This is a genomic window from Kribbella sp. NPDC051587, from assembly GCF_044453945.1.
Classification (GTDB): Bacteria; Actinomycetota; Actinomycetes; order Propionibacteriales; family Kribbellaceae; genus Kribbella.
Genome location: NZ_JBITDE010000003.1, coordinates 24,760 through 49,233, shown reverse-complemented (window position 1 = coordinate 49,233; position 24,474 = coordinate 24,760). Strand labels below are relative to the sequence as shown.

20 protein-coding genes are annotated in these 24,474 nt (G+C 67.5%); 11 read left to right on the top strand and 9 right to left on the bottom strand.

Features of this window, described 5'->3' with window-relative positions; genetic code table 11:
- Positions 1 to 27: 27 nt before the first annotated feature.
- The 5 genes from ACIA49_RS12420 (at position 28) to ACIA49_RS12400 (ending at position 4,198) form a co-directional block, all read left to right on the top strand.
- Positions 28 to 390: an EF-Tu/IF-2/RF-3 family GTPase gene (locus ACIA49_RS12420; RefSeq protein ID WP_396377228.1), complete on the top strand. Its 363-nt coding sequence runs from the start codon at positions 28 to 30 to the stop codon at positions 388 to 390.
- 10 nt (positions 391 to 400) lie between these two features.
- On the top strand, positions 401 to 1,171 hold the full coding sequence (locus tag ACIA49_RS12415; protein ID WP_396377227.1) for an MBL fold metallo-hydrolase: 771 nt from the start codon (positions 401 to 403) through the stop codon (positions 1,169 to 1,171).
- A 77-nt stretch (positions 1,172 to 1,248) separates the two neighbouring features.
- Positions 1,249 to 1,674, top strand: coding sequence for a DUF4870 domain-containing protein (locus tag ACIA49_RS12410; RefSeq protein WP_396377226.1), 426 nt, complete (start codon positions 1,249 to 1,251; stop codon positions 1,672 to 1,674).
- 45 nt (positions 1,675 to 1,719) lie between these two features.
- Entirely contained in the window at positions 1,720 to 3,240 is a 1,521-nt protein-coding gene (locus ACIA49_RS12405; protein WP_396377225.1) for an NCS1 family nucleobase:cation symporter-1, read from the top strand.
- A gap of 133 nt (positions 3,241 to 3,373) precedes the next feature.
- On the top strand, positions 3,374 to 4,198 hold the full coding sequence (locus tag ACIA49_RS12400; protein ID WP_396377224.1) for a DUF3097 domain-containing protein: 825 nt from the start codon (positions 3,374 to 3,376) through the stop codon (positions 4,196 to 4,198).
- Here ACIA49_RS12400 and ACIA49_RS12395 read toward each other — a convergent pair.
- Positions 4,173 to 6,749, bottom strand: a complete 2,577-nt coding sequence (locus ACIA49_RS12395; protein WP_396377223.1) for a DUF3376 domain-containing protein — start codon at positions 6,747 to 6,749, stop codon at positions 4,173 to 4,175. The genes ACIA49_RS12400 and ACIA49_RS12395 overlap by 26 nt on opposite strands.
- A 161-nt stretch (positions 6,750 to 6,910) precedes the next feature.
- On the opposite strand from ACIA49_RS12395, the gene ACIA49_RS12390 reads away from it, so the two are divergent.
- Positions 6,911 to 7,519, top strand: coding sequence for a hypothetical protein (locus tag ACIA49_RS12390; protein ID WP_396377222.1), 609 nt, complete (start codon positions 6,911 to 6,913; stop codon positions 7,517 to 7,519).
- A gap of 4 nt (positions 7,520 to 7,523) precedes the next feature.
- Positions 7,524 to 8,360: a hypothetical protein gene (locus ACIA49_RS12385; protein WP_396377221.1), complete on the top strand. Its 837-nt coding sequence runs from the start codon at positions 7,524 to 7,526 to the stop codon at positions 8,358 to 8,360.
- 10 nt (positions 8,361 to 8,370) lie between these two features.
- On the opposite strand, the gene ACIA49_RS12380 is transcribed toward ACIA49_RS12385, so the two are convergent.
- The 4 genes from ACIA49_RS12380 to hemW all read right to left on the bottom strand — a co-directional run bounded on the left by ACIA49_RS12380 (position 8,371) and on the right by hemW (position 15,867).
- A complete protein-coding gene (locus ACIA49_RS12380; protein WP_396377220.1) occupies positions 8,371 to 9,378 on the bottom strand; it encodes a LacI family DNA-binding transcriptional regulator in 1,008 nt (335 codons plus the stop codon).
- A gap of 88 nt (positions 9,379 to 9,466) precedes the next feature.
- Positions 9,467 to 10,792 carry an ABC transporter substrate-binding protein gene (locus tag ACIA49_RS12375; RefSeq protein ID WP_396377219.1) on the bottom strand — a complete coding sequence of 442 codons (1,326 nt, stop codon included), beginning with the start codon at positions 10,790 to 10,792 and terminating at the stop codon, positions 9,467 to 9,469.
- A 209-nt stretch (positions 10,793 to 11,001) separates the two neighbouring features.
- Positions 11,002 to 13,278 carry a polysaccharide lyase 8 family protein gene (locus ACIA49_RS12370; RefSeq protein WP_396377218.1) on the bottom strand — a complete coding sequence of 759 codons (2,277 nt, stop codon included), beginning with the start codon at positions 13,276 to 13,278 and terminating at the stop codon, positions 11,002 to 11,004.
- A 1,377-nt stretch (positions 13,279 to 14,655) separates the two neighbouring features.
- Positions 14,656 to 15,867 (bottom strand): radical SAM family heme chaperone HemW, encoded by a 1,212-nt coding sequence (gene hemW, locus ACIA49_RS12365; RefSeq protein ID WP_396377217.1) that lies wholly within the window; start codon positions 15,865 to 15,867, stop codon positions 14,656 to 14,658.
- Between the two features lie 200 nt (positions 15,868 to 16,067).
- On the opposite strand from hemW, the gene ACIA49_RS12360 reads away from it, so the two are divergent.
- Positions 16,068 to 18,080, top strand: a complete 2,013-nt coding sequence (locus tag ACIA49_RS12360; protein WP_396377216.1) for a DHA2 family efflux MFS transporter permease subunit — start codon at positions 16,068 to 16,070, stop codon at positions 18,078 to 18,080.
- On the opposite strand, the gene ACIA49_RS12355 is transcribed toward ACIA49_RS12360, so the two are convergent.
- The 3 genes from ACIA49_RS12355 to ACIA49_RS12345 form a co-directional block, all read right to left on the bottom strand.
- Entirely contained in the window at positions 18,077 to 18,439 is a 363-nt protein-coding gene (locus ACIA49_RS12355; RefSeq protein WP_396377215.1) for a hypothetical protein, read from the bottom strand. The genes ACIA49_RS12360 and ACIA49_RS12355 overlap by 4 nt on opposite strands.
- A gap of 44 nt (positions 18,440 to 18,483) precedes the next feature.
- Entirely contained in the window at positions 18,484 to 19,458 is a 975-nt protein-coding gene (locus tag ACIA49_RS12350) for a hypothetical protein (RefSeq protein WP_396377214.1), read from the bottom strand.
- Between the two features lie 84 nt (positions 19,459 to 19,542).
- Positions 19,543 to 20,772 (bottom strand): MFS transporter, encoded by a 1,230-nt coding sequence (locus ACIA49_RS12345; RefSeq protein WP_396377213.1) that lies wholly within the window; start codon positions 20,770 to 20,772, stop codon positions 19,543 to 19,545.
- Positions 20,773 to 20,991: 219 nt separating this feature from the next.
- On the opposite strand from ACIA49_RS12345, the gene ACIA49_RS12340 reads away from it, so the two are divergent.
- The 3 genes from ACIA49_RS12340 (at position 20,992) to ACIA49_RS12330 (ending at position 22,664) form a co-directional block, all read left to right on the top strand.
- Positions 20,992 to 21,900, top strand: a complete 909-nt coding sequence (locus tag ACIA49_RS12340; protein WP_396377212.1) for a DUF929 family protein — start codon at positions 20,992 to 20,994, stop codon at positions 21,898 to 21,900.
- A gap of 37 nt (positions 21,901 to 21,937) precedes the next feature.
- A complete protein-coding gene (locus ACIA49_RS12335; RefSeq protein ID WP_396377211.1) occupies positions 21,938 to 22,366 on the top strand; it encodes a vitamin K epoxide reductase family protein in 429 nt (142 codons plus the stop codon).
- 76 nt (positions 22,367 to 22,442) lie between these two features.
- Positions 22,443 to 22,664, top strand: coding sequence for a DUF6458 family protein (locus ACIA49_RS12330; RefSeq protein ID WP_396377210.1), 222 nt, complete (start codon positions 22,443 to 22,445; stop codon positions 22,662 to 22,664).
- A 10-nt stretch (positions 22,665 to 22,674) separates the two neighbouring features.
- Here the strand turns inward: ACIA49_RS12330 and ACIA49_RS12325 are convergent, their stop codons facing one another.
- Positions 22,675 to 24,474, bottom strand: a complete 1,800-nt coding sequence (locus tag ACIA49_RS12325; protein ID WP_396377209.1) for an AMP-dependent synthetase/ligase — start codon at positions 24,472 to 24,474, stop codon at positions 22,675 to 22,677.

Here is a 24,474-nt window from a genome sequence, read left to right as displayed (position 1 = left end):
GCCCCGGCGGCGGTCTAGGGTCAGGCCATGAGCTGGAAGTTCTGGAAGCGGGAGAACCCGATGGATCCCCAGGTGCTGCTTGCCAAGGCGCACGAGGGGCGGCCGCAGGATCTCGCGCCGCCCGGAGAGTTCGGGATGGCGATCGAGGATGTCTTCACGATCACCGGTCGCGGCACGGTCGTGACCGGGCGGGTGCTGTCGGGCAGCGCGGCCGTCGGCGACCAGGTGGTGGTCAGCCGGGCCGGGCAGATGCTGCTGCAGACCCAGATCGACGCCATCGAGATGTTCCGGAAGACCACCACGGTGGCGAACGCCGGGGACAACGTCGGGCTGCTCCTGCGCGGGCTCGGCAAGGACCAGGTGACCAGGGGCGATGTGATCGGCAAGTAGTGTCGTCGCCGTGAGCGTATGGACCGAGGTTGGCGACAGGTGCTGGGTACGGCGGTACGACGAGTGGGACCTGAACGTCGGTTTGGTGGTCGGGTCCGAGGGTGCGTTGGTGATCGACACCCGGGCGACGACCGAAGAAGCGTCGGAACTGCTGGAGCACATTCGTGAGCTGACCGACCAGCCGGTGCGATGGGTGGTCAACACGCACGCGCACTTCGACCACGTCAACGGGAACAGCGTGTTCACGGAGGCGACGGCGTACGCGCACGAGAACACGGTGGCCGCGGCTGAACTGACCGCCGAGACGTTCTCCGTGGCGAAGGTGATCGACCTCGGGGACCGCCGGGTCGAGCTGCTGTACCTGGGGAACGCGCACACCGACGGCGACGCGGTGGTCGTCGTACCGGATGTGAACGTTTTCTTCCTGGGTGATCTGGTCGAGGAGTCACAGCCGCCGCAGTACGGCGACGACTCGTTCCCGCTCGAATGGCCGGACACGCTGGAACGGATCATCGGGACGATGCCGCAGGGCGCGATCGTCGTACCGGGTCATGGTGCGGTCGTCGACGCGGCCTTCGCCACCGCGCAGCGGGACGAGATCGGGCAGGTCGCCAACACGATCTCCGACCTGCACCACGCGGGGACGTCACTGGAGAAGGCACTCGAGCACACCGACGGCTGGCCGTGGGATCCGGCCGGGCTGCAGGACGCGATCAAGCGCGCGTACGCCGTCCTCGGGCCGCCCCGGCGGCCGACCATCCCGCTGCTCGGGCCGAGCTGAGTTCCCGAACGTGCACAGGTGCACGTTCGCGGCCACACCGTGACCATCGCTCCACCTGGTTCCCCTACCGTGCTGGGATGACCGAACCGCAGAACGCCGAACCCGAGAATCACCGTCCACCGCAGGACGACAACGTCCCGCCGTACCAGCAGCAGCCGCAGGCGTACCAGCAGCAGCCGTTGAGCCCGCAGGACGAGCGCACCTGGTCGCTGCTGGCCCACATCGGCACCATCGTGCTGGGCTTCATCGCCCCGCTGATCGTGCTGCTCGTCCAGGGCGAGAAGTCGCCGATGGTGCGCGCGCACTCCGTCGAGTCGCTGAACTTCCAGATCACCGTCACGATCGGGTACATCGTCTCCTCGATCCTGATGGTCGTGCTGATCGGCTTCGTCACGTTCTTCGTGATCTGGGCCGCCGCGCTCGTCTTCGCCATCCTGGCGACCATTGCCGCCAGCAAGGGCCTGCCCTACAAGTACCCGTTCGCACTCCGTCTGGTGAAGTGACAGTTACTCGTTGACAGCGGTTGGGTGAAGGGCGCAACTTGATCCATGGCCACCACGACTGAGCAGACGACGCACCCGGACGGCCGGGTCGAACTGACCGATCCGGACGCGATCGCGAACAGCCGGTACGGCAACGCGGAGCTCGCCCCGACCAAGCTGCCGGAGCGGAACTGGACGACGTACAACTACGCCGCCCTGTGGATGGGGATGGCGCACAACATCCCGAGCTACCTGCTGGCCGCGGGGCTGGTGGCGCTCGGGATGAACTGGCTGCAGGCGTTCCTGACGATCACGCTGGGGAACCTGATCGTGCTCGTCCCGCTGCTGCTGAACAGCCACGCCGGCACCAAGTACGGCATCCCGTTCCCGGTCTTCGCGCGTGCCTTCTACGGTGTCCGGGGCGCGAACTTCCCGGCGCTGCTGCGGGCGTTCATCGCCTGTGGCTGGTTCGGCATCCAGACCTGGATCGGCGGTCAGGCGATCTACGTGATCGTCGGTGAGCTGTTCGGCAAGGGCTGGACCGACGCGTCCGCGGTCGCCGGTCATCCGTGGACGATGTGGCTCAGCTTCGCGTTCTTCTGGGCACTGCAGATGGTGCTGATCTGGCGCGGGATCGAGGGCCTGCGGCGGTTCGAGAACTGGGCGGCACCGCTGGTCACGGTCGCCTTCCTGGCGTTGATGATCGCGATCCTGGTCAAGGCCGGCGGGTTCGGGCCGATCCTGTCGCAGCCGTCGAAGCTCGGCTGGGACGCGGACTTCTGGAAGATCTTCGCGCCGTCGCTGATGGGCATGATCGCCTTTTGGGCGACGCTCAGCCTGAACATGCCGGACTTCACCCGGTTCGGCAAAGGCCAGCGCCAGCAGGTGATCGGGCAGATCATCGGCCTGCCGACGACGATGTCGTTCATCGCGCTGGTCTCGATCATCACCACCTCGGGCACGGTCATCGTCTACGGTTCGGCGATCTGGGACCCGGTCGAACTCACCCGCCGCTTCGAGAACCCGGTGGTCGTCACGGTCGGCCTGATCATGGCGATCCTCGCGACCATGTCGTGCAACGTGGCGGCCAACGTGGTCAGCCCGTCGTACGACTTCGCGAACGCCCTGCCGCGCTGGCTGAACTTCCGCACCGCCGGTCTGCTCACCGGCGTGATCGGCATCGTGATCCAGCCCTGGCGGCTGATCTCCGACCCGTCGATCTACATCTTCGTCTGGCTGTCCTTCTACGGCGGCGTGCTCGCCTCGGTCGCCGGCGTGCTGATCGCGGGCTACTGGTTCATCGACCGGACGGCGCTCGCCCTGCCCGACCTCTACAAGTCGTCCGGCCGCTACTGGTACGCGTCCGGCTGGAACTGGCGCGCCGTGGTCGCAACCCTGTTCGGCGCAGTCCTCGCCGTCGGCGGCGCCTACTCCAACCCCGGCTCCGGCCCCTTCCCCGCCGACGGCCTGATCCCCTTGCTCAAGCCCCTGTACGACTACTCCTGGGTGGTCGGCCTGATCGCCGGCTTCATCGCCTTCCTCCTCCTCACCCGCCTGACCCCGTCCCGCGAACCCGCCCGCGCCTGACCCGTAACGTCCGAAAGATCGGAGGGCCCGTCTCCGGGTTTTCGGACGTTAGCGACAGCTGCGAGACAACGTCCGAAGGATCGGAGGGCCCGTCTCCGGACCTTCGGACGTTAGGAGCCGGTACGGTGTCCGGGTGGCTGATCGGTATGGGAACGACGTACTGAGTGGGGACTGGCGCAAGCCCAAGAACGGGCGGACCGTCGAGGTCGAGATCGCGAAGGGCATGGTCGTCGAGGAACCCTCGTCCGGGTTCGTCGGGGCGATCGTGCGCTGGGAGCACGGCGTGGTCGATCTCGAGGACCGGCACGGCAAGATCCGCACGTACCCGATGGGTCCTGGCTTCTGGGTGGACGGCAAGCCGGTCAGCCTGGTCGCGCCGAAGAAGGCCGGGCCGGCCAAGAAGATCCGTACGGCGTCCGGGTCGGTCGCCGTCGACAACGTCCGGGCGAAGGTGGCCCGGGCCAGCCGGATCTACGTCGAGGGCCGGCACGACGCCGAGCTGGTCGAGAAGGTCTGGGGCGACGACCTGCGGATCGAGGGAGTCGTCGTCGAGTACCTGGGCGGGATCGACGACCTGCCGGGGATCGTGAACCGGTTCCAGCCCGGCGCCGGCCGGCGGCTCGGCGTCCTGGTCGACCACCTGGTCGAGGGCTCCAAGGAGTCCAAGATCGCGGCGCAGATCGACAACCGGTACGTGAAGGTCGTCGGGCACCCGTTCATCGACGTGTGGGAGGCGATCAAGCCGTCCTCGGTCGGGATCAAGGCCTGGCCGCGGATCCCGCACGGCCAGGACTGGAAGAAAGGCGTCCTGCAGACCTTCGGCTGGCCGGCCACCGACCAGGCCGACGTCGCCGCGGCCTGGAAACACATCCTGTCCAAGGTGAACAGCTTCGCCGACCTCGACCCCAGCCTGCTCGGCCGGGTCGAGGAGCTCATCGATTTCGTGACGCTGGACTGAGCTCAGGCATTCGCTTCTCGATCCAGGCACGGATCAGCCGGCGCGCTCGCCGTACATAGAAGGTGAGGGCGCCGAGGAGCGCGCCCGAGGCCAGCAGCACCCCGGACAGTACGGCGAGCGCCACCGCGCCGGCGCTGATCTGTGCGGCCACGATCAGCAGCACAAGGCCGACACCGATCGTGACCACGGGCATCCACGGTTCGAAGAGCAGCGGTCGGTGCGCCGGGGTCAGATTGACCCCGCGGACGACGCGGCCCCACACCGTCTGCCGAGCGGGCTCGGTGAACCAGCGCGCGGTCCGCAACAGCCACGAACCCGGCTGCTGCTTGCGCCCGGCCATCGCCTTGACCGCGTTGCCCACCTGAGGTCCGAGGCCGCTGGAGACATCGACCATCCGGTCGGCGAGGCCCTTGGTCGTCGCACGTCCCTCGGTCGACTGGTTTAGTTCGTCGCGCATCGTCCTGAGCGCGCCGAGCCCGGCGTCGGCCGGGAAGTCCTCGGCCAGCCGCTGAATCCGGTCCGCGACCGCCTCCGGCTTCCAGCCCTCGGCCAGCAGTACCTGCCGCTGCGTCTCGCGGATCCAGTCCGCATCGGCGCCGAGCATCGCGCCCAGATGCGCCACGCAGTGCAGCCGCCCCATCAGCCAGTCCCAGCGCCGCCAGTCCGCCGCACCGAACGCACCGAAGTGCCCGACCTGACTGCCGTAGAGAATCCGGTCCTTCAGATCGTCAGCGATCGAGCCGGCCGGCAGATCGTCCAGCAGGGTCAAGGCGATGTCCGGCCCGAGCCGCAGGAACTGGAATGGCGCACTCCGCTGCTGCGGCGTCCGGGCCGACGTACACCGCGAGACGATCTCGACCTCGAGCGCGGTCTCGACGAGCTCCCAGCCGATCACCGAGATCACGTCGGCGAAGGCCGAACCCAGTGCCAGCTGGACCTGTAGGTCCTCGAAGATGTCGGTCAGACCGACCGCGACCGCCTCGGCGCCACCGGCCGGACGCAGATCGAGCTCCGCCAGGGTGAGCTGCTCGTTCAACGCGTCCCGGATGGCCTGCGCCTTGAGCAGGCAGTCGCTGGTTGCCTTCAGCCGCCGCTCGAGCTCGGGTCGCGCCTTCTTCGGCGCCACGTCGATCCGGCTCCGCAGTGAGCGCAGGATCAACCGGACCACCCGCTCGGCCGAGCCGGTCCCCCACTGCCAGCGCGGATGACCGTCAGCGTCGTTCAGCAGCGGCGCGGTCGAACCGTCCGGGTTCGGCACCCACGGGTGCTGGGTCGCGAGGATCTCGTCGATCTCCTCCTCGGACAACGCGGTCGCCGCGTCCAGCACAGTCGACTGGTCATGGCTTGCGATCGTCACGGCCTCCCAGACTCCCCCGGCCGCGCGACCTCGCGAGTACGTCGGTTGCAAAGCCTTCGCCGCGGCCTTCAGCCGCACCCGCTCATCTGGTTGCTCCATGCAACGATCGAACAGTCGCTGGGTGTCCGACCAGGACGCGTCCGCCTCCAGCAGCAACCGCTCGAGCTGCTCGACGTCGGAGCGGAAGTCCACCTCGCGCGGGAACTGCACGGCCGACAACGCCGCCACCCGCCAGCTCGGCTCCTTCGCCTCGGGCAACGCCGTCGACGCACTCCCGATCCCGGCGGACGGTACGACGTACAGGACGTATCTGCTCGCTCGACCGGCGACCGGTCGTCGCGCGACCACGTCGAGCACCGGCCCGAACGGCGCGTTGTCGAGCACTCCACCGTCGACCAGCCAGGCACCGGAGTCGGCGTGCGTCGGCTGCAGCCGTGGCGGTGACGAGGCCAGCTTCGGGGTCTCCAGCACCGGCCCGAACGCGGCCGGGAACGACGCACTCGCCCGAGCAGCCCGCGCCAGCAGCTTGGTGTCCTTCAACCCGTTGGTGTCCTTGACCGCGAACGACCGATCAATGCCGTCGTACTTGGCCGCGTTCTCACTCGTGAACGCGAACAGATACCGATGATCCGGTACGACGAAGCGCTGGCCGGCCGCATCCCGCGCCTCGAACTGCTGAACCCCGAGCCCGGACGCGGTGACGAACAGCGTGACCGGTTCCTCGGCCGCCGTCTCACCGGCATCAGCGACGCCCTTGATCAGGTTCTCCAGCTCCTGCAGGAAGTAGTTGCCGTCCAGCACGGAGGTCGACTTCTCCCCGGCCGACGGCACCAGCTTGCCCACCTCGAGCGATCCCAGCCCGACCCACTTCTGCCGCAGCCAGGGCCCGTCCGAACCGCCCGGATCCAGCGTCGACCCGTTCGAGATCGCGGTCGCCAGCAAGGACCCGTTCAGCCCACCGGCGCTCGTTCCGGCGATCACGTCGACGACCACCCGGCGCCGTTCACCGCCCCGCTGGCACAACTCCCGCCAGCGGTCGGCCAGCACTGCGTCGTACGGCTGCGGACCGGGCGCCGAGGCCGACCCGGACGAGCGCCGGATCAGATCCAGCTCGTGCGTCACACCGCCCATCCAGACGGCCAGACTCACCCCACCATTGAGAACCAGCGCGATCCGGATCTCATGTTCGCTCACAGGTCTCCCCTAGCCTCACTTGCCTCACAACTACCACCATGGTCACAGAAACGGACTTATGCAACAGCGGAGAGTGAACGAAAGCTTGCCCCTAGGTGCAGTCGGCGAAGGCTTGTCCGCCCCCGGGCGGGGGCGCATCCTGAGTTCTGGGGGTGGCCGTTATGCGCACAGCGATGGCAACACTAGTAGCAGCGATCGCGATGGTGGCCGTGGGGTGCGGCGGTCAGTCGTCGGGCGGCAGCTCGCCCGGAGACGCCGGTACGACGCCGCCTGACGGCAGCGTGACAACGACGTCGACCGATGAGCCGGCGCCGGAGCCGACCGATGCGGAGAGCACCCAGCCGGAGCAGCGCAAACCGGGTTTCGAGCTGGCCACTGCACCCGCCGGCGGCAATGCCGACGACGCCGGTGTCGAGCAATGCGCCTCGGTCTCGTTGACCGGTGTCGACCTCGCCGAAGGGACGACCATCACGCTCGGCGGGGTGACCCTCGAACCGGACGGCATCTTCCAGCTCGACCAGGGAATCTGCGAGGGCCGGGCCTGTCCGGACGTGCAATGGACCAAGGACTCGCGCGACTCGTGCTACGTCGGCGCGCGCCAGGTCGCTGCGGGTAGCGATCCCGTCAAGGTGGTCGTCGCAGCCGTGGTGACGTGTGCGTCCGAGGCGGACTGCCAAACCCTCAAGGGCGCTGCGGAGAAGGTGGGCAGCTCGGTCGCCTTCGTGCCCGGCGAACTCACCAGCACAAGCGAAACGCCGACCGGCGGTTGACCCGGTGGCGGACGAGCGGTCGCAGGCCGAGCGCTGGCTGAGCTTCGCCGCCGGCATCGTCACGCCGGTGACGCTGATCAGCACGCTGCTGTTCTACTTCGGGTACGTCTCCGCGCGCTCGCAGTACGAGTACTTCGGCATCGACGTCGACACGATCGGCCTGAGTACGCAGGACTACGTGATGCGCAGTCCGCAGCCCCTACTCGTCCCGCTACTGGTGATGACGCTGCTCGCGGTCGCAGGGCTGCTCGTCCACAACGCGATCCACCCGACAGCAGCCGCCGTACGGCGATCCAGCCGGGTGACCGTCGTCGTACTGCTGCTCGGCGTTCTTGGGCTGCTCGCCTATCCGTTCCTCGGCCAGATGCCGTACTACGCACTCGTCGTACCGATCGTGATCGGGCTGTCTGCCGCGGCGCTCGCCTACGTCACGTATCTCCGCAGCCGGATCGACGGAGCGCCCAGTCCACCGCGCGTGCTGATCGTTCTGCTCGCGGTCGTGACGGTGACCAGTGCGTTCTGGGCGACCGCGACCACAGCGCAGTACTCCGGTCGCGGGCTGGCCAAGTCCGACGCGCGGCACCTGGACCGCTTCCCGGTCGTCATCCTTGACACGAAGGAGAAGCTCGCCCTGCGGTCACCCGGTCTGGAGGAGACCGCGCTCCGGCCCGGCACCGGGCAGACGTTCAACTATCGCTATCGCGGACTGCGGCTGCTCGTCGTCGGCGAGAACCGGCTCTTCCTGGTCCCGCAGAACTGGACCGCCTCCAACACGACCGTCGTCGTACCGCTGGACGACTCGGTCCGCGTGCAGTTCCAGTTCCAGAACGATCCGCCTTAGATCTCAGGCTTCAGGTGGACTCGCGGATGATCAGCTCGGTGCCGTAGACCTCGGGGCTGTGCAGATCGGCGCCACCGATCTTCGCCAGCAGCATCTCGGCCAGCCGGGCGCCGAGGAGCTCGACCGGCTGGCGGACCGTGGTGAGCTTCGGCGTCGTCGTGGTCGCCATCACCGAGTCGTCGAAACCGACGATCGCGACATCGGCCGGCACCCGACGGCCACGCTCGGACAGCACCCGCAGTACGGCGGTCGCCATCAGGTCGTTCGCGACGAAGATCCCGTCGAGATCGGGGTGCTTGTCGAGCAGCTCGATCGCGGCCAGCTCACCACCGTCGGCGGTGAAGTCGCCGAAGGCAACGGCTTCCGCAAGGCCCGCTTCGGCCATCACGGTTTGATAGCCGGTGAGCCGGTCCAGGCCGGCCGTCATGTCGATCGGTCCGGCGACCGTGCCGACGTTGCGACGGCCGATGCTCAGCAGGTGCTCGACCGCGGTCCGCGCGCCAGCCACGTTGTCCACGTCCACACTCGCCACCGGTACGTCGACGCCGAGCGGCCGCGCGCTGAAAACGATCGGCAGCGGCAGTTGCGCCAGCTCCTGCAGGACGTTGTCACGTCCGTGGTGGCTGATCACCATCGCGCCGTCGACGTGACCGCCGCGCAGATACCGCAACAGCCGCTGGTCATCGCCCTCGGCCGGTTCGAGCAGCAGCACGAGCTGCGACGACGTCGGCGCCAGCGTCCGGCTCACGCCGCGCAGCATCCCGGCGAAGAAGGGATCGGAGAACACCCGGCTGTCCGGCTCCGGTACGACGATCGCCACCGAGTCGGTACGCCGGGTCACCAGCGCGCGGGCGGCCCGGTTCGGCACGTAGCCGAGCTGGCCGATCGCGCGCTCGACCAGGGCCACCGTCTCCGGCAGCACCTTGGGCGATCCGTTCACCACGCGCGACACGGTCGCCCGCGATACTCCGGCCAGCGCTGCGACCTGCTCGAGCGTGGGGGAACCCGAGTCGTCCATCGGTCCTCCCCGGCTTGGTTGGTGTGTGTTCACACCGTATTACCTTCCGGGGTTATTTTCTGGCGCTGACGGGCGTGTGCGAGCCCCGTTACCCACTCGATCTGGTGTTCGCGGCCTTTTCGGCATCGTTCAGGGCTTTGTTCCAGCCCTTCAGCGAGGATTGCTTGCCCTCGTCGACCTTGGCCAGCTCGGCGCTGAAGACCTGGTTGATCTCGCCCTCACGCGGACCCTTGTGCTGCTTGAGGATCACCGCCCGCGCCCGGTTGACGAAGATCTGCCCGACCGGCGCGTTGTTGAAGTAGGCATTGACCTGCGACTTCACCTGCGGGTCGTCGTAGGCGTCCAGGGTCGACGGGAACGAACCGACCTTCTTGAACACCTTCACCTGCTGCTCCGGCGCGGTGAGCCAAGCGGCCAGCCGGGCCGCCTCCGCCTGCTGCTGCGACTGCTTCGGGACGGTCAGGTACGACCCGCCCCAGTTGCCGCCGCCGTCGGGGAACACGTCCGCGACATCCCACTTGCCTTTGCCGGCGCTGCCCGCGTTGCTCTGGATGACGCCGAGCAGCCAGCCCGGGCACGCCATCGTCGCGAACGCGTCGCCACGGAACGCCTTGTTCCACTGCTCGCTCCAGGCGGGCAGCCGCGCGGAGAGCCCGTCTGCACTGCCTTGAACCACCTGGTCCCAGGTGGACTTCAGTTCCTTGTTCTCACTGGCGAGGAAGCGGTCCTGGTTGGAGTAGTAGGCCTCGATCAGCTGGTTCCGCATCGCCTCCCAGGTCAGCACCGCGGAGTCGTACCAGGCCGAGCCCGGCACCTTCGCCTTGAACCTGCGGCCGGTCTCGAAGTACGACTTCCAGTCGGTGAAGAGCTTGGCGACCTCGGTCCGGTCGGTCGGCAGCCCCGCCTTGGCGAACAGGTCGCGGCGGTAGCAGATCGCCTCCGGGCCGATATCCGTGCCGTAGCCGATGATCCGGCCGTCCTGCGTGGTGGCACCGGCCACCTTCCAGTCCAGCCAGCGGTCCCTCAGGTCGTTCGCACCGAAGTCGCGCAGGTCCACGAACTGGTCCCCGCGGGCCAGGTACTTGTAGATCCAGCCGATCTCCATCGCCTCGATATCGGCCATCCCGGACCCACTGGCCAGGTTCGCGTCGAGGTTCTTGATGTGCGCGTCGACCGTTTCGGCATGCCGCTCGACGATCCGGATGTTCGGGTGCTCGGCCATGTACTCGTCGTACAGGTCGGAGTAGCCGAACTCGTTGAAGGTCGCGATGGTCAGCTCGATCTTCGGCGCATCGCCGGCATTGCTCGACCCGCCGCAGGCGGCAGTCAGCAGCGTCAGGGCGCAGGCCAGAAGTAGTGCGGTGGGACGCAGTGCTTGTTTGGGGCGGTGGCCGGCACGGTATCTGCGCCGCATGGAATGGCTCCCTGGAACTGGACGGAGTTGAGAGCGCTCTCGGATCGCGAAAGTGAGCTGAGTTTCGAGCGTTTTCACCAGTTATGTCAAGGCTTTGATAGTTACGCTGAGATACCGGCGAGTTCAGGTCAGTACATACGATGCAGCGTTGTCACGCTGCGAACCACGCCGATTACCGTGTGCTGAATCTTTACAGCATTCACAGCCAGTTACCAGGTTCGCTGGAAGATCTGGGTCGCGCCGCGGGTTCCGCCGACCGCGACGTCGAGCACCACCGGCACGCCGGTACGGCGCTCGATCGTCAGCCGGACGATGGTCGCCGTACGACTGGGGTCGGAGACCGCGATCGTGGTCGGTCCCACGACCACCGAGGCCGGGCCGTCCACCGTGATGCCGTCGACCGATCCCGGGCCCCAGAAGTTCGCCATCGTCACGCGGTCCCGAACCGACCGAATGGCTTGGACGGTGGCGGTGTTCGCGAGGATGGTGATTCCGGGGTGGAGCGCGCGCAGGGCGGTCTGCCAGGCGTTGGCTCCGGGCAGCAGGATGTAGGCGTAGTCGCCGGCCTCGAGACCGTGCTCGACGACCAGCGATTGGTAGTGGCGGGTGTACGGCGTCGTTGATCCGGCGGTGTCATTGCCGACGTTGATCTCGGACCACGAGCCGGTGCGGTCCTCTCGGCGTACCCGGAGTTGACCGCCCTCCGGAAACAGGTAGCCGCCGACACCGTTCAGGTGCGCCCAGCGCGGGGCGTCGTACAGGTGGTTCGTTGCCGTCCGACCGTTGATGAGCAGTTGGGCGGTGCTCATGCGGTTCTCGACGACGGTCTCGACCTGGTAGCCGTCGGTGCCGGTGATTCCGGCGCCTAGGGCAACGACCGCGTCGGACAGACAGAACCAGGACTTCCTTGCCTGTAAGGATTTGTCGTGATTGATCAGATGCATGCCGACGGCACCTAACGTGTCCTGGTACGACGCTCCGCCGACCCAATCGGCGTACGCGGCAACCGTGCCAGTGCCGGGACCGCTGCCGAGCGGTTCACGCGGTTTGGAGCTGACCGTCGTACCGGGCAGGCGCTGGGCGTCGACGGTCGGCCAGAAGGCGTCGAAGAACTGTTCCTCGTCGCCGTTGTAGAGGTAGGTCATGCCGTCGCCGACGTACCAGCCGCGGAGGTTCTCGCCGTTGCCGGACTCGTAACGGGCCATCCGCTTAGAGGACAGCGCGAGGGAGAACGTCCAGCCAGGGCGACGATGGACGACGCGATCCTGGTTGGGGAACTGGAGGTGCCTGGGCTTGTCCGGTGCCGGCTTGACGTCGGCGATCGCCTTCGCGCGGGAGATCTCCGGAATCGATGCTTCCGGCAAGTAATCGTCGTTGATCCAGCCCTTGGCAAGTGCCTTGTACGTCGACGCGTACGGCTCGGCGACGCCACTGGCGAGCAGCAGAACAGCCGACGTGGTCGCGTGACCGTTGCGGTGATCGCCCGCCTTCTCCCGGGAAATCGCGCGGCCGGAGACCGCGTCCATCATCAGGCCCTTCACCATGAACGGCGCATAACTCGCCTCGACCGCATCCAGAATCACCGTGCGCTTCGGGTCGGTGATCTCCCAGGTCGAGCCGCCGAGCAGCGAGAACAGATTGGCGACACCACCGAGCGCGACATTGCCGTAGGTACCGACGTACGCGAGGTTGCCGTGCTGGACGAACGAACCGTCGCGATAGAACCCATCACCGCTGGTGACGTAGGTGAACACGCTGTTCTTGCCGTTCTCGGCGACATCACTCAGCGCGTCGCGGGCCTTTGCGACGCTCGCAGCGTTGTCGCCGGCGATTCCGCGGAGGGCAACAATGAGGGCCTTATCGACCCGGTTCGCGCCCGTCTCGCGGACCGATGGTGAGTTGGTCCGGCGGTTCGGGTCCGGCACGAAACGGTCAACGGCCTTCAGGTACGACGCACGCTGGTCGGCGGACAGAACGTCGTACGCGAGGATGCACGTGTCGAGCAGAGCGCGCGGCGCCCCGATCTCCCAGAACCACCAGTTGCCGGTCTCGGGCAAGGTCTCGTTGTAGGCCCGCTGATTGAGGAAGTCGAGCGCACTCGCAAGCGCCGCAGCCGGATCACTGGTGAGCGTCGTACCGCGGGTCGCGCGAGCGAGAGCGATCGTCTTGAGGCGCGTGTAGCTGATCGAGAAGTTGCCCGATGCCGGACTCAACGGGAGGTCGGACCACAACGCCGTCCGGTTCGGATCCGCGTTGAGCGTGTCGAGGAAGCCTTGGGCTTCGCGCGTCAGATTGGCGAGCGCACCGGCGTACACGGGATCCGCCGCATCGATCGCACCCCCAGTCGCAAGCTCCACCCAACGACCGCGCAGCACCCCGAACTCGTCAACCGCACCAGCTCGGGAGGGCACCGAACCGGACGCGACGGCCAGCGCTCCGGCGGCCAAACTCGTCTGCAGTACCAGTCGTCGACTAATGGGCGGCATCGGCAACTCCTCAGGCGTGGGCAAGCGCTTCCCACTCCATCAGCTGCACACAACAGTCGTCAACACCCAACAACCAATCACTTCCACACACCCGACCGTCGCGCCCGCACCCCCTGTCACGCCCTTGAACAAGCTATGACCTGTCCCCGCCCACCACTTCCTGTTCAATCCCCCAGTTGGTGCCTCGCCCGGCGCGGCAATGGTCCCGCCGCTGCGCCCGCCCCCGATCCGGTACGGCGTTCGGTCACGCGCCGGCGCCTCCGGCAATTTGAACGGATAACCCCGCAAGTGGTCCCTTCTCCCCTGAAAATTCGAGGGGAGAAGGGACCACTTCAGGAGATATCCGTTCAAATGCCTCAAGGGGATGGTCGGGTGTCGTGGGGGATGGGAGGGATTGTTCGGTACGGCGAGTGTGGTTGCTCGCCGATCCGTCTGCGGCCGGGGGCGTGGGTTCGTGGTTGCTCGCCGCTGCGGCCGATTTACAGTGGCGGGCGGCTGGCGTCCGGCGCGGGGCTGAGGGGGATGGCGCGGTCGGCGATCGCGTTCCCGTTGTCTGAGCTTCCGGGCTGTGGCTGAGGCCCAAGACCGGCCCCGAGTAGACGGTCAGGTCGCTCTTTGGACACAACGTTCCACCCAGCGAACAGGGTCGACCGGCAGGGGGCGTGTTTCGCGTTATAGGTGAACTTTTCGGGTCTAGGCGCCGAAAAGTTCACCGGTAACGAGCAGGCGGACCCCAATGCCGGCGTTGGTCGCGCTAATTTGGCGAGTTGTGGGGACTCGGTGACGAAAATCCACCAGTTAGCGAGGGACACCGTCGACCGTGATCTCCATCCGGTATCGCCGGGCGCGGGAGTACCCCCGGCGACCCCTGCGGCCGCCATCTGGTGGGTTACCCCACGAGGTGGTGGGTTCTGGACTCGCATGCGGGTACAGAACCCACAACCTGATGGGTGAACCCACCAAATGAGGATGGCCGGTGAGGGTCGCCGGGCGCGGCACTACCCCCGGTGGCCCCTGCGACCGCCATCTGGTGGGTTACCCCATGAGGTGGTGGGTTCTGGACTCGCATGCGGGCACAGAACCCACAACCTGATGGGTGAACCCACCAAATGGGTGATGGCCGGTGAGGGCCTGTGGGGGCGTTCGCCACGATGGGTCACTTTGCAGGCCTCCTCGCTACCGGCCGCAACCGACGCCCGGAAGCTCAGGCGACGTGGACGCGGTCGCTGACGGGTCCATCTCCCTCAGCCACGCGCCGGACGTCAGCCACCCGCCACTGTAAATCGGCCGCAGCGGCGAGGAACCATAAGCGGCGTGCGCGGCCGTAGTTGGAGCGGCGAGCAAGCGTGCCGCCGGACGTCAACCAGCGGGGGGTGGTTAAGGGAGGAGGGCTCGGACTACGGCGTCGGCTAGGAGGCGGCCGCGGTTGGTGAGGGTTAGGCGGTTGGAGGCGAGGGTGACGAGGCCGTTGGTGATGACTTCGTCGACGGCGGCTCGGCCGGGGGTGTCGAGGACGTCCAGGGGGAGGCCGGCGCGGAGGCGGACTTCCAGGAGGACGCGTTCGATGCGGCGGGTTTCGGGGTCGAGGAGTTCGCGGGCGTGGGCCGGGCTGTGGCCGGCGGTCAGGCGTTCGGCGTAGGCGGTGGGGTGCTTGACGTTCCACCAGCGGACGCCGCCGACGTGGCTGTGGGCGCCGGGGCCGATGCCCCACCAGGTGTCGCCGCGCCAGTAGAGCTCGTTGTGGCGGCAGCGGGCGTCGTCGGTGCGGGCCCAGTTGGAGACCTCGTACCAATTCAGACCCGCTTGGCTGAGCAGGTCGTCGGCGAGCACGTACTTGTCGGCCAGGTCGTCGTCGTCCGGCATCGGGAGTTCGCCACGACGAACCCGGCGGGCCAACTGTGTGCCGTCCTCGACGATGAGCGCGTAGGCACTGACGTGGTCCGGATCCGCGGACAGCGCCGACTCCAACGACGTACGCCAGTCCTCGAGCGACTCCCCCGGTGTGCCGTAAATCAGATCCAGGTTCACGTGTTCGAAGCCGGCCGCGGTCGCTTCCTTCACGGCCTGCAGCGCGCGACCGGGTGTGTGCTGGCGATCGAGAATCTTCAGCACATGCGACGACGCGCTCTGCATTCCGAAGCTCACCCGGGTGAACCCAGCCTCGAGCAACGCCTCCAGGTACGCCGGATCAACCGACTCGGGGTTCGCCTCGGTACTGACCTCCGCGCCGGCCGCGAGACCGAACTCGTCGCGAACCGCCTTGAGCATCGCCGCGAGATCAGCCGCCGGCAGCAAGGTCGGCGTACCGCCTCCGAAGAACACCGTCTCGACCGGGCGATCGAGGTCCTTCAGTACGGTCCGCGCGAGCCGCACCTCGTCGATGGCAGTCTCCGCGTACGACGCCTGGGAGCCACCGCCGCCGAGCTCCTTGGCGGTGTAGGTGTTGAAGTCGCAATATCCGCAGCGGGATGCACAGAACGGCACATGCAGGTAGAAGCCGAACGGGCGATCAGCCGCTTCGCGGACGGCGGCTTCCGGCAGCGCCCCGTCCTGGGGCGCAACCTCCCCCTCGGGCAACGTTGACGGCACCCGGCCAGTCTACGGACCGCCGGAGAGCGGACCGCCCCCACTCACCAACCTCCGTCGCGCTCACCCCGTCACGCTCAGCCGGCCCCGAGAATCCACCGTCCGGGGCACTTGGTGAGTGGCGCAGGTCCGCGAACTCTTTCGTCATGTGATCGCCGCGATTCTGTGGTTGCGGAGCGTGTGGGACCCGTTACATTCGGCTCATGGAGACCGAGGCTCAGCCGGTAGGACGTGGCACCCGGAACGCGGTAGTGGTCGCGATCATGCTCGGAATGTTGCTCGCGGCCCTCGATCAGACGATCGTGGCGACCGCGCTGCCGACCATCGTCAGCGACCTGGGCGGGGCGAACCACCTGTCGTGGGTGGTCACGTCGTATCTGCTGGCCGAGACGATCATGACCGCGCTGATCGGCAAGTTCGGCGACCTGTACGGACGCAAACCGATGTTCCTGCTCAGCGTCGTGCTGTTCCTCGGCGGTTCGGCACTGTGCGGGATGGCCGACTCGATGCTGTGGCTGGTCGGGTCCCGCGCGATCCAGGGCCTCGGCGCCGGTGGTCTGATGGTGACCGCGATGGCGGTGATCGCGGACGTCGTACCGCTGAGCGAGCGCGGTAAGTACCAAGGCGTGATGGGCTCGGTCTTCGGCGTCTCCACCGTCGCCGGCCCGCTGCTCGGCGGACTGTTCGTCGACCACCTCAGCTGGCGCTGGGCGTTCTACGTGAACATCCCGCTCGGCATCGTCGTCCTGATCGTTGCCTCGATCACCCTTCCGTCGGTGAAAGCACCGACGAGTCCGAAGATCGACTATCTGGGCATCCTGTTCATCGGTGCCGCCGCGACCGGGCTGACGCTCGTCACCACCTGGGGCGGCAACGAGTACGCGTGGGGGTCCACCGTCATCATCGCGATGATCGTGGGCTCCGTGCTCGCGCTCGGGTTGTTCATCCTGGCCGAACGCCGCGCCGCCGAACCACTGCTGCCGTTGCGATTGTTCCGCTCCAGCGTGTTCACGGTCTGCTCGATCATGAGCTTCATCATCGGGTTCGCGATGCTCGGCGGGGTCACGTATCTCCCGACGTACCTGCAGTTCGTGCACGGCGCCTCCGCGACCGAGTCCGGGCTGCAGATGCTGCCGCTGGTCGGCGGTCTGCTGGTCGCGTCGATCGTGGTCGGCCAGGTGATCAGCAAGACCGGTCGCTACCGCATCTTCCCGATCATCGGCACCGTCCTCATCGGCGGCGGGCTCTACCTGCTGTCGCTGCTCACCAACGACACCTCGTACGTCGAGACTGCCGGGTTCATGGTCGTTCTCGGAGTCGGCGTCGGTCTGTGCATGCCCGTCCCCACCGTCGTCGTCCAGAGCACGGTCGACTACTCCGACCTCGGTGTCGCCACCTCCGGCGTCAGCTTCCTTCGCACCATGGGCAGTTCGTTCGGTGTCGCGGTCTTCGGTTCGATCTACGCTCACCAACTTCCGGAGAAGCTCGCTCCCGCCGTACAGAGTGCTCAGATCGACCCGCGCCTGGCGTCGACCGTCGCCGGCGTCCGCGAGTTGCCCGCAGCCGCCCGGTCACTGGTCACCGCGGCGTACGCGGACTCACTGCACGTCGTCTTCCTGTGGGCGGTCCCGGTTGCCGCGCTCGGCTTCCTCACCGCCCTACTGCTCAAGCAGGTCCCGCTCCGCGACACTGCCCGGATGGCCGCCAGCGATGTCGGCGACAACTTCGCCGCTCCCTCGTCCTTCGACTCCGAGCACGAACTCTCCAAGCTCGCCGCCCTGGTCGTCCAGCACCACAAGCGCAACCCCGCGCCCGAGGTCCTTGCCGAGTCCGGCCTCCCGCTCAACATGGCCCAGGCCTGGCTCATCATGCGTGTCTTCCGCGGCGGCCGCAGTACCGGCTCGGCCACCCTCGCCGCGATCACCGCGGACCTCAAGATGCCGCCCGGCGTCGTCGAGCCGCTCGCGTCCCAACTAGTTGCCGCGGGCTACCTTTCCGAGACCCTCGGCGAATATCGCTTCACCCCGGCCGGCCTAGAGATGTTCCAGAGCTTCGTCGGCGCGTTCCGCACCTGGATGCTGACCCGCCTGTCCGACTGGGACCCCGACAACTCCGAAGCCTTCTCGGCCGCCATCGACCGCATCGCCGCCCAGATGATCGACCAGGGCCAATCCCTCACCACCGGCAAACACGCCGCCGCCCTCACTCCGGCCTAATGGGTGGTGGCGAGCAGCACAATCGCCACCACCCCGAACAAAGCAGTCGCCACCAGTACGACGGTCTCCATCCGCGGCTTGGGGCCGTCGTCCTGGTTGTAAGTCTTGTCCGGTGCCCAGGTGAACGTCACGCCCGACCGAGTGGCCAAAGACCACAGCAAGGCCACCATCGCGCCCACCAACAACCCCACGGGCACCGCCCGCCCCGCCGGCATGCCAGTGGTCGAGATCACCACCCCGACCAGCCAGCCGAGTCCCGACGTCAACAACAGCCGCGGCCGCACCCTCCGCCGTACCGCGAAGAGCCCCAGCACCCAGACCACGTCAACCGCGGCCACCACACCGACGCTCACAGCCATCTCCACATCCCCGTACGACGCCCTGCCCGGCGTCGGCGTTCCGACTAGCTACTACATGGCAGGGTGCCACGGCGGAGGGCGTGGTTGCTGGTGTTGCTGTCGTCGGACCAGAGGACGGTTTTGGTGCCGGAGGTGCAGGTGGGTGAGATGGCGAAGCCTTCGTTGTTGAGGTTGGCCATGCCGGAGGGGCGGTTGTAGGTCGCGGTGGGGGCGAACTTGCCGGCGGTGTTGATCTCGAGGGTGGTCGTACGGCCTGAGCAGCCGTCGTCACAGGCGGCCCAGAGGCGGCCGGTGCCGGCGTCGAACTCGAGGTCCATCACTTCGGAGAAGCCGCTCGCGATGGTCGCGACGCGGGTGTAACTGCTCGACGACTGGTTCAGGGCGTAGGCGTAGATCACGCCGTTGTCCTCGAGACCGACGAAGTACAGGCCGGTGCCGTGACCTGCATACGTGGCCGGGTCGTACGTCGTACCGGTGTGTTCGTCGCGGAATCCGTGCGCCGTGAGGAAGCTGTCCGGCACCCAGGAGATCCCCTCGAGCCCGCTGTTGGAGTCGACGTCGGGCAGGTCGCTCGTCAGGTTCCATTCCCTGGTGGCGTTGAGCGTCGACGCCGACGAGGTCCCGTCGTACCGGAGGACCTTCAGCAGGCTGTTGTCGTTGTCGCTGTTGTCCCGCTCGGTCGCCACCACGATCCCGTCGGGCGACGCGACGACACCTTCGGCGTCCGGGTCACCCTTGCCGTTCGCGTACCGCAACGTCTTGCCAGCCGAGGGATCCGGCTTCCAACCAGCTCCGTCCGGGACCAGACGGTAGGCCTTGCCCGGCCCGTTCTTGACCGCCCAGACCACACTCGCGCTCTGGAACGACAGCCCGCTGAGGTTCTCCCCGAACACGTTGCTGCCGTCAGCAGTGGCCACGCTCGACCCACCGGGCCAGGCCACCGGAGCACCCCAGGCGCTCCCTGCCGTCAGTCCCAGCACGCTCACAGCGACAATCGCGATCCGACCCAACCGGTTCATCCCAGTGCTCCTCACGAAGACGGCAACGGCAACCTGCTCAGTCTGCTGTGCTCTGGGGACCAGCGCTTGAACACGCGCGGAACATCACGGCGTGTGGACCGGGGCCGAGCGGTTGGCGCGGAACCAGACGAGAGCCAGCAAGAGGGCGGCAGCGGTACCGGCGACGCCGAACCAGCCGATGGCGGTGGCGGCGTTGGTTCTGTCGGCGAGGAGGCCGGCGAAGAGCGGACTGACGCCGGTGGCGGTCGTGAGGCCGGAGTTGGACACTCCGATGGCTTGGCCGCGGCGGGCGTCGGGGAGGCGGAGTGTCATCGAGGTGGTCGTCTGCATCACGACGATGGTTCCGAAGGCACCGGCGATGACGAAGAGAATGATCGAGATGACGAGATTGGGGCGCAGCAGGCAGACGGCGACCGGGGCCGCGGCCGCGATCGAGAGCGGGCCGAGAAGCCCAGGGCGGCGGTCCTCGGGGACGAACTTGCTGAACAGGAACGCGCCGATCACGCTGCCCAACGGGTCGGCGGCGAGGATGAGGCCGACTGCGACCGACCCTCCGCCGAACAGAGCGGCGTACGGGGCGGCCATGCCTTCGTAGACGGCGACGAGCGCCATCAGCCAGAGCATCAGGGTGAGGGCCCGCATGCCAGGGTCGGCGAACAACAACCCCCAAGCGCTCTCCCTGGTACGACGTACGCCGGGCGCCGCAGCGGCAGCGGCAGCCCGGTCAGCGGCCGGGCGAGGAGCGAGGCGGGAGCGAATCAGGATCGCGGAGCCGAAGAACGTGAGGGCGTCGAGGACGAGAACGACGTACGGGTTGAAGACCGCGATCAGCAGACCGCCGCCGGCGAAGCCGGCCATCTGGGCGGACTGGATGGTGATACTGCGGATCGCCATCCCGGTGCTGAAGCGTTCCTCGCCGAGTACGTCGGGAAGCAAGGCGACCTGGGCCGACTTGAAGACCGGTTGAAGCAGGGAGACGATCCCGACCAGCACGCACAACGACCAGAACGGCATCGCCGGGATGGCGACCAGCAGGATCAGGCAACCGCGGAGCCCGTCGATCCACATGATCAGGTCGCGGCGCGGGAAGCGGTCCGCCAGGCTGGTGAGGAACAGGCCGCCGAGCAGGGACGGCACGAATGTCAGCGCGTAGGTCAGCCCGGTCAGCGCCGCGGAGCCAGTGTCGGCGAAGACGAGCACGGACAGCGCGACCCGCGCCAGTTGATCACCCGCGACCGACTGCAGCTCGGCCAGCCACATTGCGCGGAATTCCGGTACCCGGAACACGTCTCGATAGCTCACAGCGCCCGCCATACGCCCGACCGTAGGTCGCCACGGGGGTCGCGCCGGGAGTATTCGAGCATCGTGGAAACGTCCCTTCGGACCAGGGCGAAACGGGCACATCGTTGCTGCCCGCAAGTTGCTGAGAGATCAAGGACGCGATTTCTGCCCGCAACGTGGAACTTCGGGCGATCACCGGCAGTTGTGCTCTTGGGGGATTCTGTACTTGGTGACCAGGCAGGGAGATACGGGATGAGCAGGCGGGTCGAGCAGAAGGCTCAGGCGCGTGAGCGAGTGGCGGCGTTGCGGGCGCAGCAGCAGCGGGCAGAGCGGCGCAAGCGGCTGCTGATCGCGGTGGGCGCGGTCGTGGCCGTCGTGGTGGTCGTCGGCGGGCTGGTGCTCATCAAGGTCGCCGGTGGCGGCGACAACAAGACCGCGACCGGTCCCTCCGGCGCCGCGGACGCGCAGATCGTCTCCGCGCTCAGTTCGATCCCGGCGGAGACGTTCGCGAAGGTCGGCAGCAACGACGTACAGGCTGCTCCGTCGGCCATCACCGCGCCCGCGCTGACCGCGGACGGCAAGCCGCGGGTGCTCTACATCGGCGCCGAGTTCTGCCCGTACTGCGCCGCCGAGCGCTGGCCGGTGTCGGTCGCCCTGTCGCGGTTCGGAACCTTCAGCAACCTCGGTACGACGCACTCCGCCTCCGAGGACGTGTTCCCGAACACGCCGACGCTGTCCTTCCACGGCGCGAAGTACACCAGCCAGTGGCTGTCCTTCACCGGTCTCGAGACGACGACCAACGAGAAGGGCGCCGACGGGCAGTACAAGCCGCTCGACACCCCGAGCGCGGCCGACGACCAGATCTTCAAGACCTACAACGCCCCGCCGTACGTGAAGACCGGTGGCTCGATCCCGTTCATCGACCTGGGCGGCAAGTTCGTCGGCTCCGGCGCGACGTACAGCCCGGAGATCCTGGCCGGCAAGACGCAGGCCGAGATCGCCGAGGCCCTCAAGGACCCGTCGAGCCCGATCGCCAAGGCGGTCGACGCCTCCGCGAACGTCTACACCGCGGCGATCTGCGGCATCACCAACAACCAGCCCGCCGCCGTCTGCTCCACGGACGCGGTGAAGGCCGCCGCCGGCAAGCTCGGAAAGGCCTGACTTGAGTACGACGACCGCCCGGGGATCGTCCCTGGGCGTGATCCCCTGGCTCACGCTGGCCGTCTCGGTGGTCGGCGTCCTCGTCTCGGCCTACCTGACCTATGAACACTTCACCGCCGGTACGACGCTCGCCTGCCCCGAGACCGGCGTGGTCAACTGCTTCAAGGTGACGTCGTCGCAGTACTCGAAACTGTTCGGCGTACCGGTGGCTCTGCTCGGTCTGCTCTTCTTCCTCGGCATGCTCGCCCTATCACTGCCACCCCTGTGGCGCACCGCCTCGCCCTGGCCGGGCCGCCTACGCCTGGCCGGCGTCGTCGTCGGCGTCGTGATGGTCTGCTACCTGATCTGGGCCGAGCTCTTCCGCATCAACGCCATCTGCCTGTGGTGCACGGTCGTCCACGCCCTCACGCTCATCCTCTTCGCCCTGATCGTGATCCGGGTAGCCCTCCCGCCCATCGAGGACTGAAAGCGGTTTAGCGCCGAGTGCCCGTGGGGTACTGCAGTCCTGTCCATAACCTCGGGGTTCATGGCAGGAGGCCATCATGGGAATCGGTGTATCAGTGTTCTTGCTCGCGGTCGGCGCGATCTTCTCGTTCGCCGTCGCCGACCACATCAGCGGCGTCGATCTGACGATGGTCGGCTACATCCTGATGGGCGCCGGCGCGCTCGGGCTGGTCCTCACCATGTTCCTGATCAGCCGCCGGCCGCGCGCGGCACGCACCACCGCGGTCACCGAAGAGCGTCGCTACATCGACGAGCCGTGAGTCCTAGTCCCTACTGGTACATCCCGTCGAGGACGTCGGCGTACTGGGTTTCGACGTACTTGCGCTTGAGCTTGAGGCTGGGGGTCATCTCGCCGGACTCGACCGTGAGGTCGCGGTCGAGGATGGTGAACTTCTTGATGGTTTCCCAGCGGTTCAGGCCCGCGTTGAGTTCGTCGACGTAGCCCTGCACCATCGCCTGGGCGGCGTCGGAGGTGACGATCTCGGCGTACGGCTTGCCGGCCAGGCCGTTGGCGGCGGCCCAGGCGACGATCGCGTCGGGGTCCAGCGTGATCAGGGCCGAGACGAAGTTGCGCTTGTTGCCGTGGACAACGAACTGGCTCGCGTAGGGACAGAGGGTCTTGAAGCGGCCCTCGATCACCTGCGGGGCGACGTACTTGCCGCCGGAGGTTTTGAACAGGTCCTTCTTGCGGTCGGTGATGTAGAGGAAGCCGTCCTCGAAGTGACCGATGTCGCCGGTGTGGAACCAGCCGTCGGCGGTCATCACCTCGGCGGTCTGCTCGGGCAGGTTGTGGTAGCCGCTCATCACGCCGTCGCCCTTGATCAGGATCTCGCCGTCCTCGGCGATCTTGATCTCGGTCCCGGTGAAGGCCGGGCCGACGCTGCCGAGGCGGTAGCCGCTCGGGCGGTTGAGCGATGAGCCTGCCGCGGTCTCGGACAGCCCGTAGCCCTCGAGGATGAGCAGGCCGGCCGCGTGGAACCACTCGGCGAGCTGCTTGTCCAGCGCCGCCGAGCCGGAGACGAAGAAGCGGATGCGGCCACCGAAGCGGGCGCGGATCTTCGACAACACCAGCTTGTCGGCGACCGCGAGCTGGGCCGCGAGCACACCGGTCGGCTCGGTCCCTTGCTGGCGCAGCCTGGAGGCGCGTGAACCAACGCCGAAGGCCCAGTCGAAGAGCTTGGCCTTCACACCGCCCTCGTCGGCCATCATCGTCTTGATCCGGGAGTGCGCCTTCTCGAAGATGCGCGGTGCGGCGGCCATGAACGTCGGCTGGACGATCGCGGCGTTCTCGACGATCTTGTCGATCCGCCCGTCGATCGCGGTCGCGAACCCGATCTGCAGCTGGACTGCCACCAGGACCTGCCCGAACACGTGCGACAGCGGCAGCCACAAGAACTGCAGGTCATCAGCACTCAGTACGCCGGTCTCCTCGACCGCCGCGCCCTCGTACGTCCACACGGAGTGCGGCAGGCGCACCCCCTTCGGGCGGCCCGTCGTACCGGACGTGTAGATCAGCGTGCAGAGGTGCTCCGGCTTCACCTGGGCGATCCGGTCGTCGACCGCGTCCAGCTCGGCAGCACCGAGCGCGTCGAAGTCCGCCAGCGAGATCACCCAGTCGCCGTCCTCGGCGGCCGGCGTCCCGTCCATCAGCACGATCTTGCGCAGCGACGGCAGCTCGGACTTGTGCTCCCGCAGCTTGTCCACCTGACCGGCGTCCTCGGCGAAAATCACCTGTACGTCGGCATCCGCCACGATGTACGCGACGTCGGCGGCCATCGTGGTCGGGTAGATCGTGGTCGTCGCGGCCGCGGCCAGGACGGCCGCGAGGAAGCAGTCGACCCACTCGATCCGGGTGCTGGCGGCGATCGCGATCCGCTGCTCGGGCTCGACACCGAGCGCGATCAGGCTCGCGGCCCGGCGCCGTACCAGGGCGTCGGTCTCCGCCCAGGTGACGGACGTCCAGCCGTCCCCGGCCGGGTATCGGAAGGCCTCCCGCTGCGGCGTCGCCGCGACCCGGTCCAGAAACATCTGGGCCATGGTGTCCTTGCGGTTGCTGAGCACGGCGTTCAT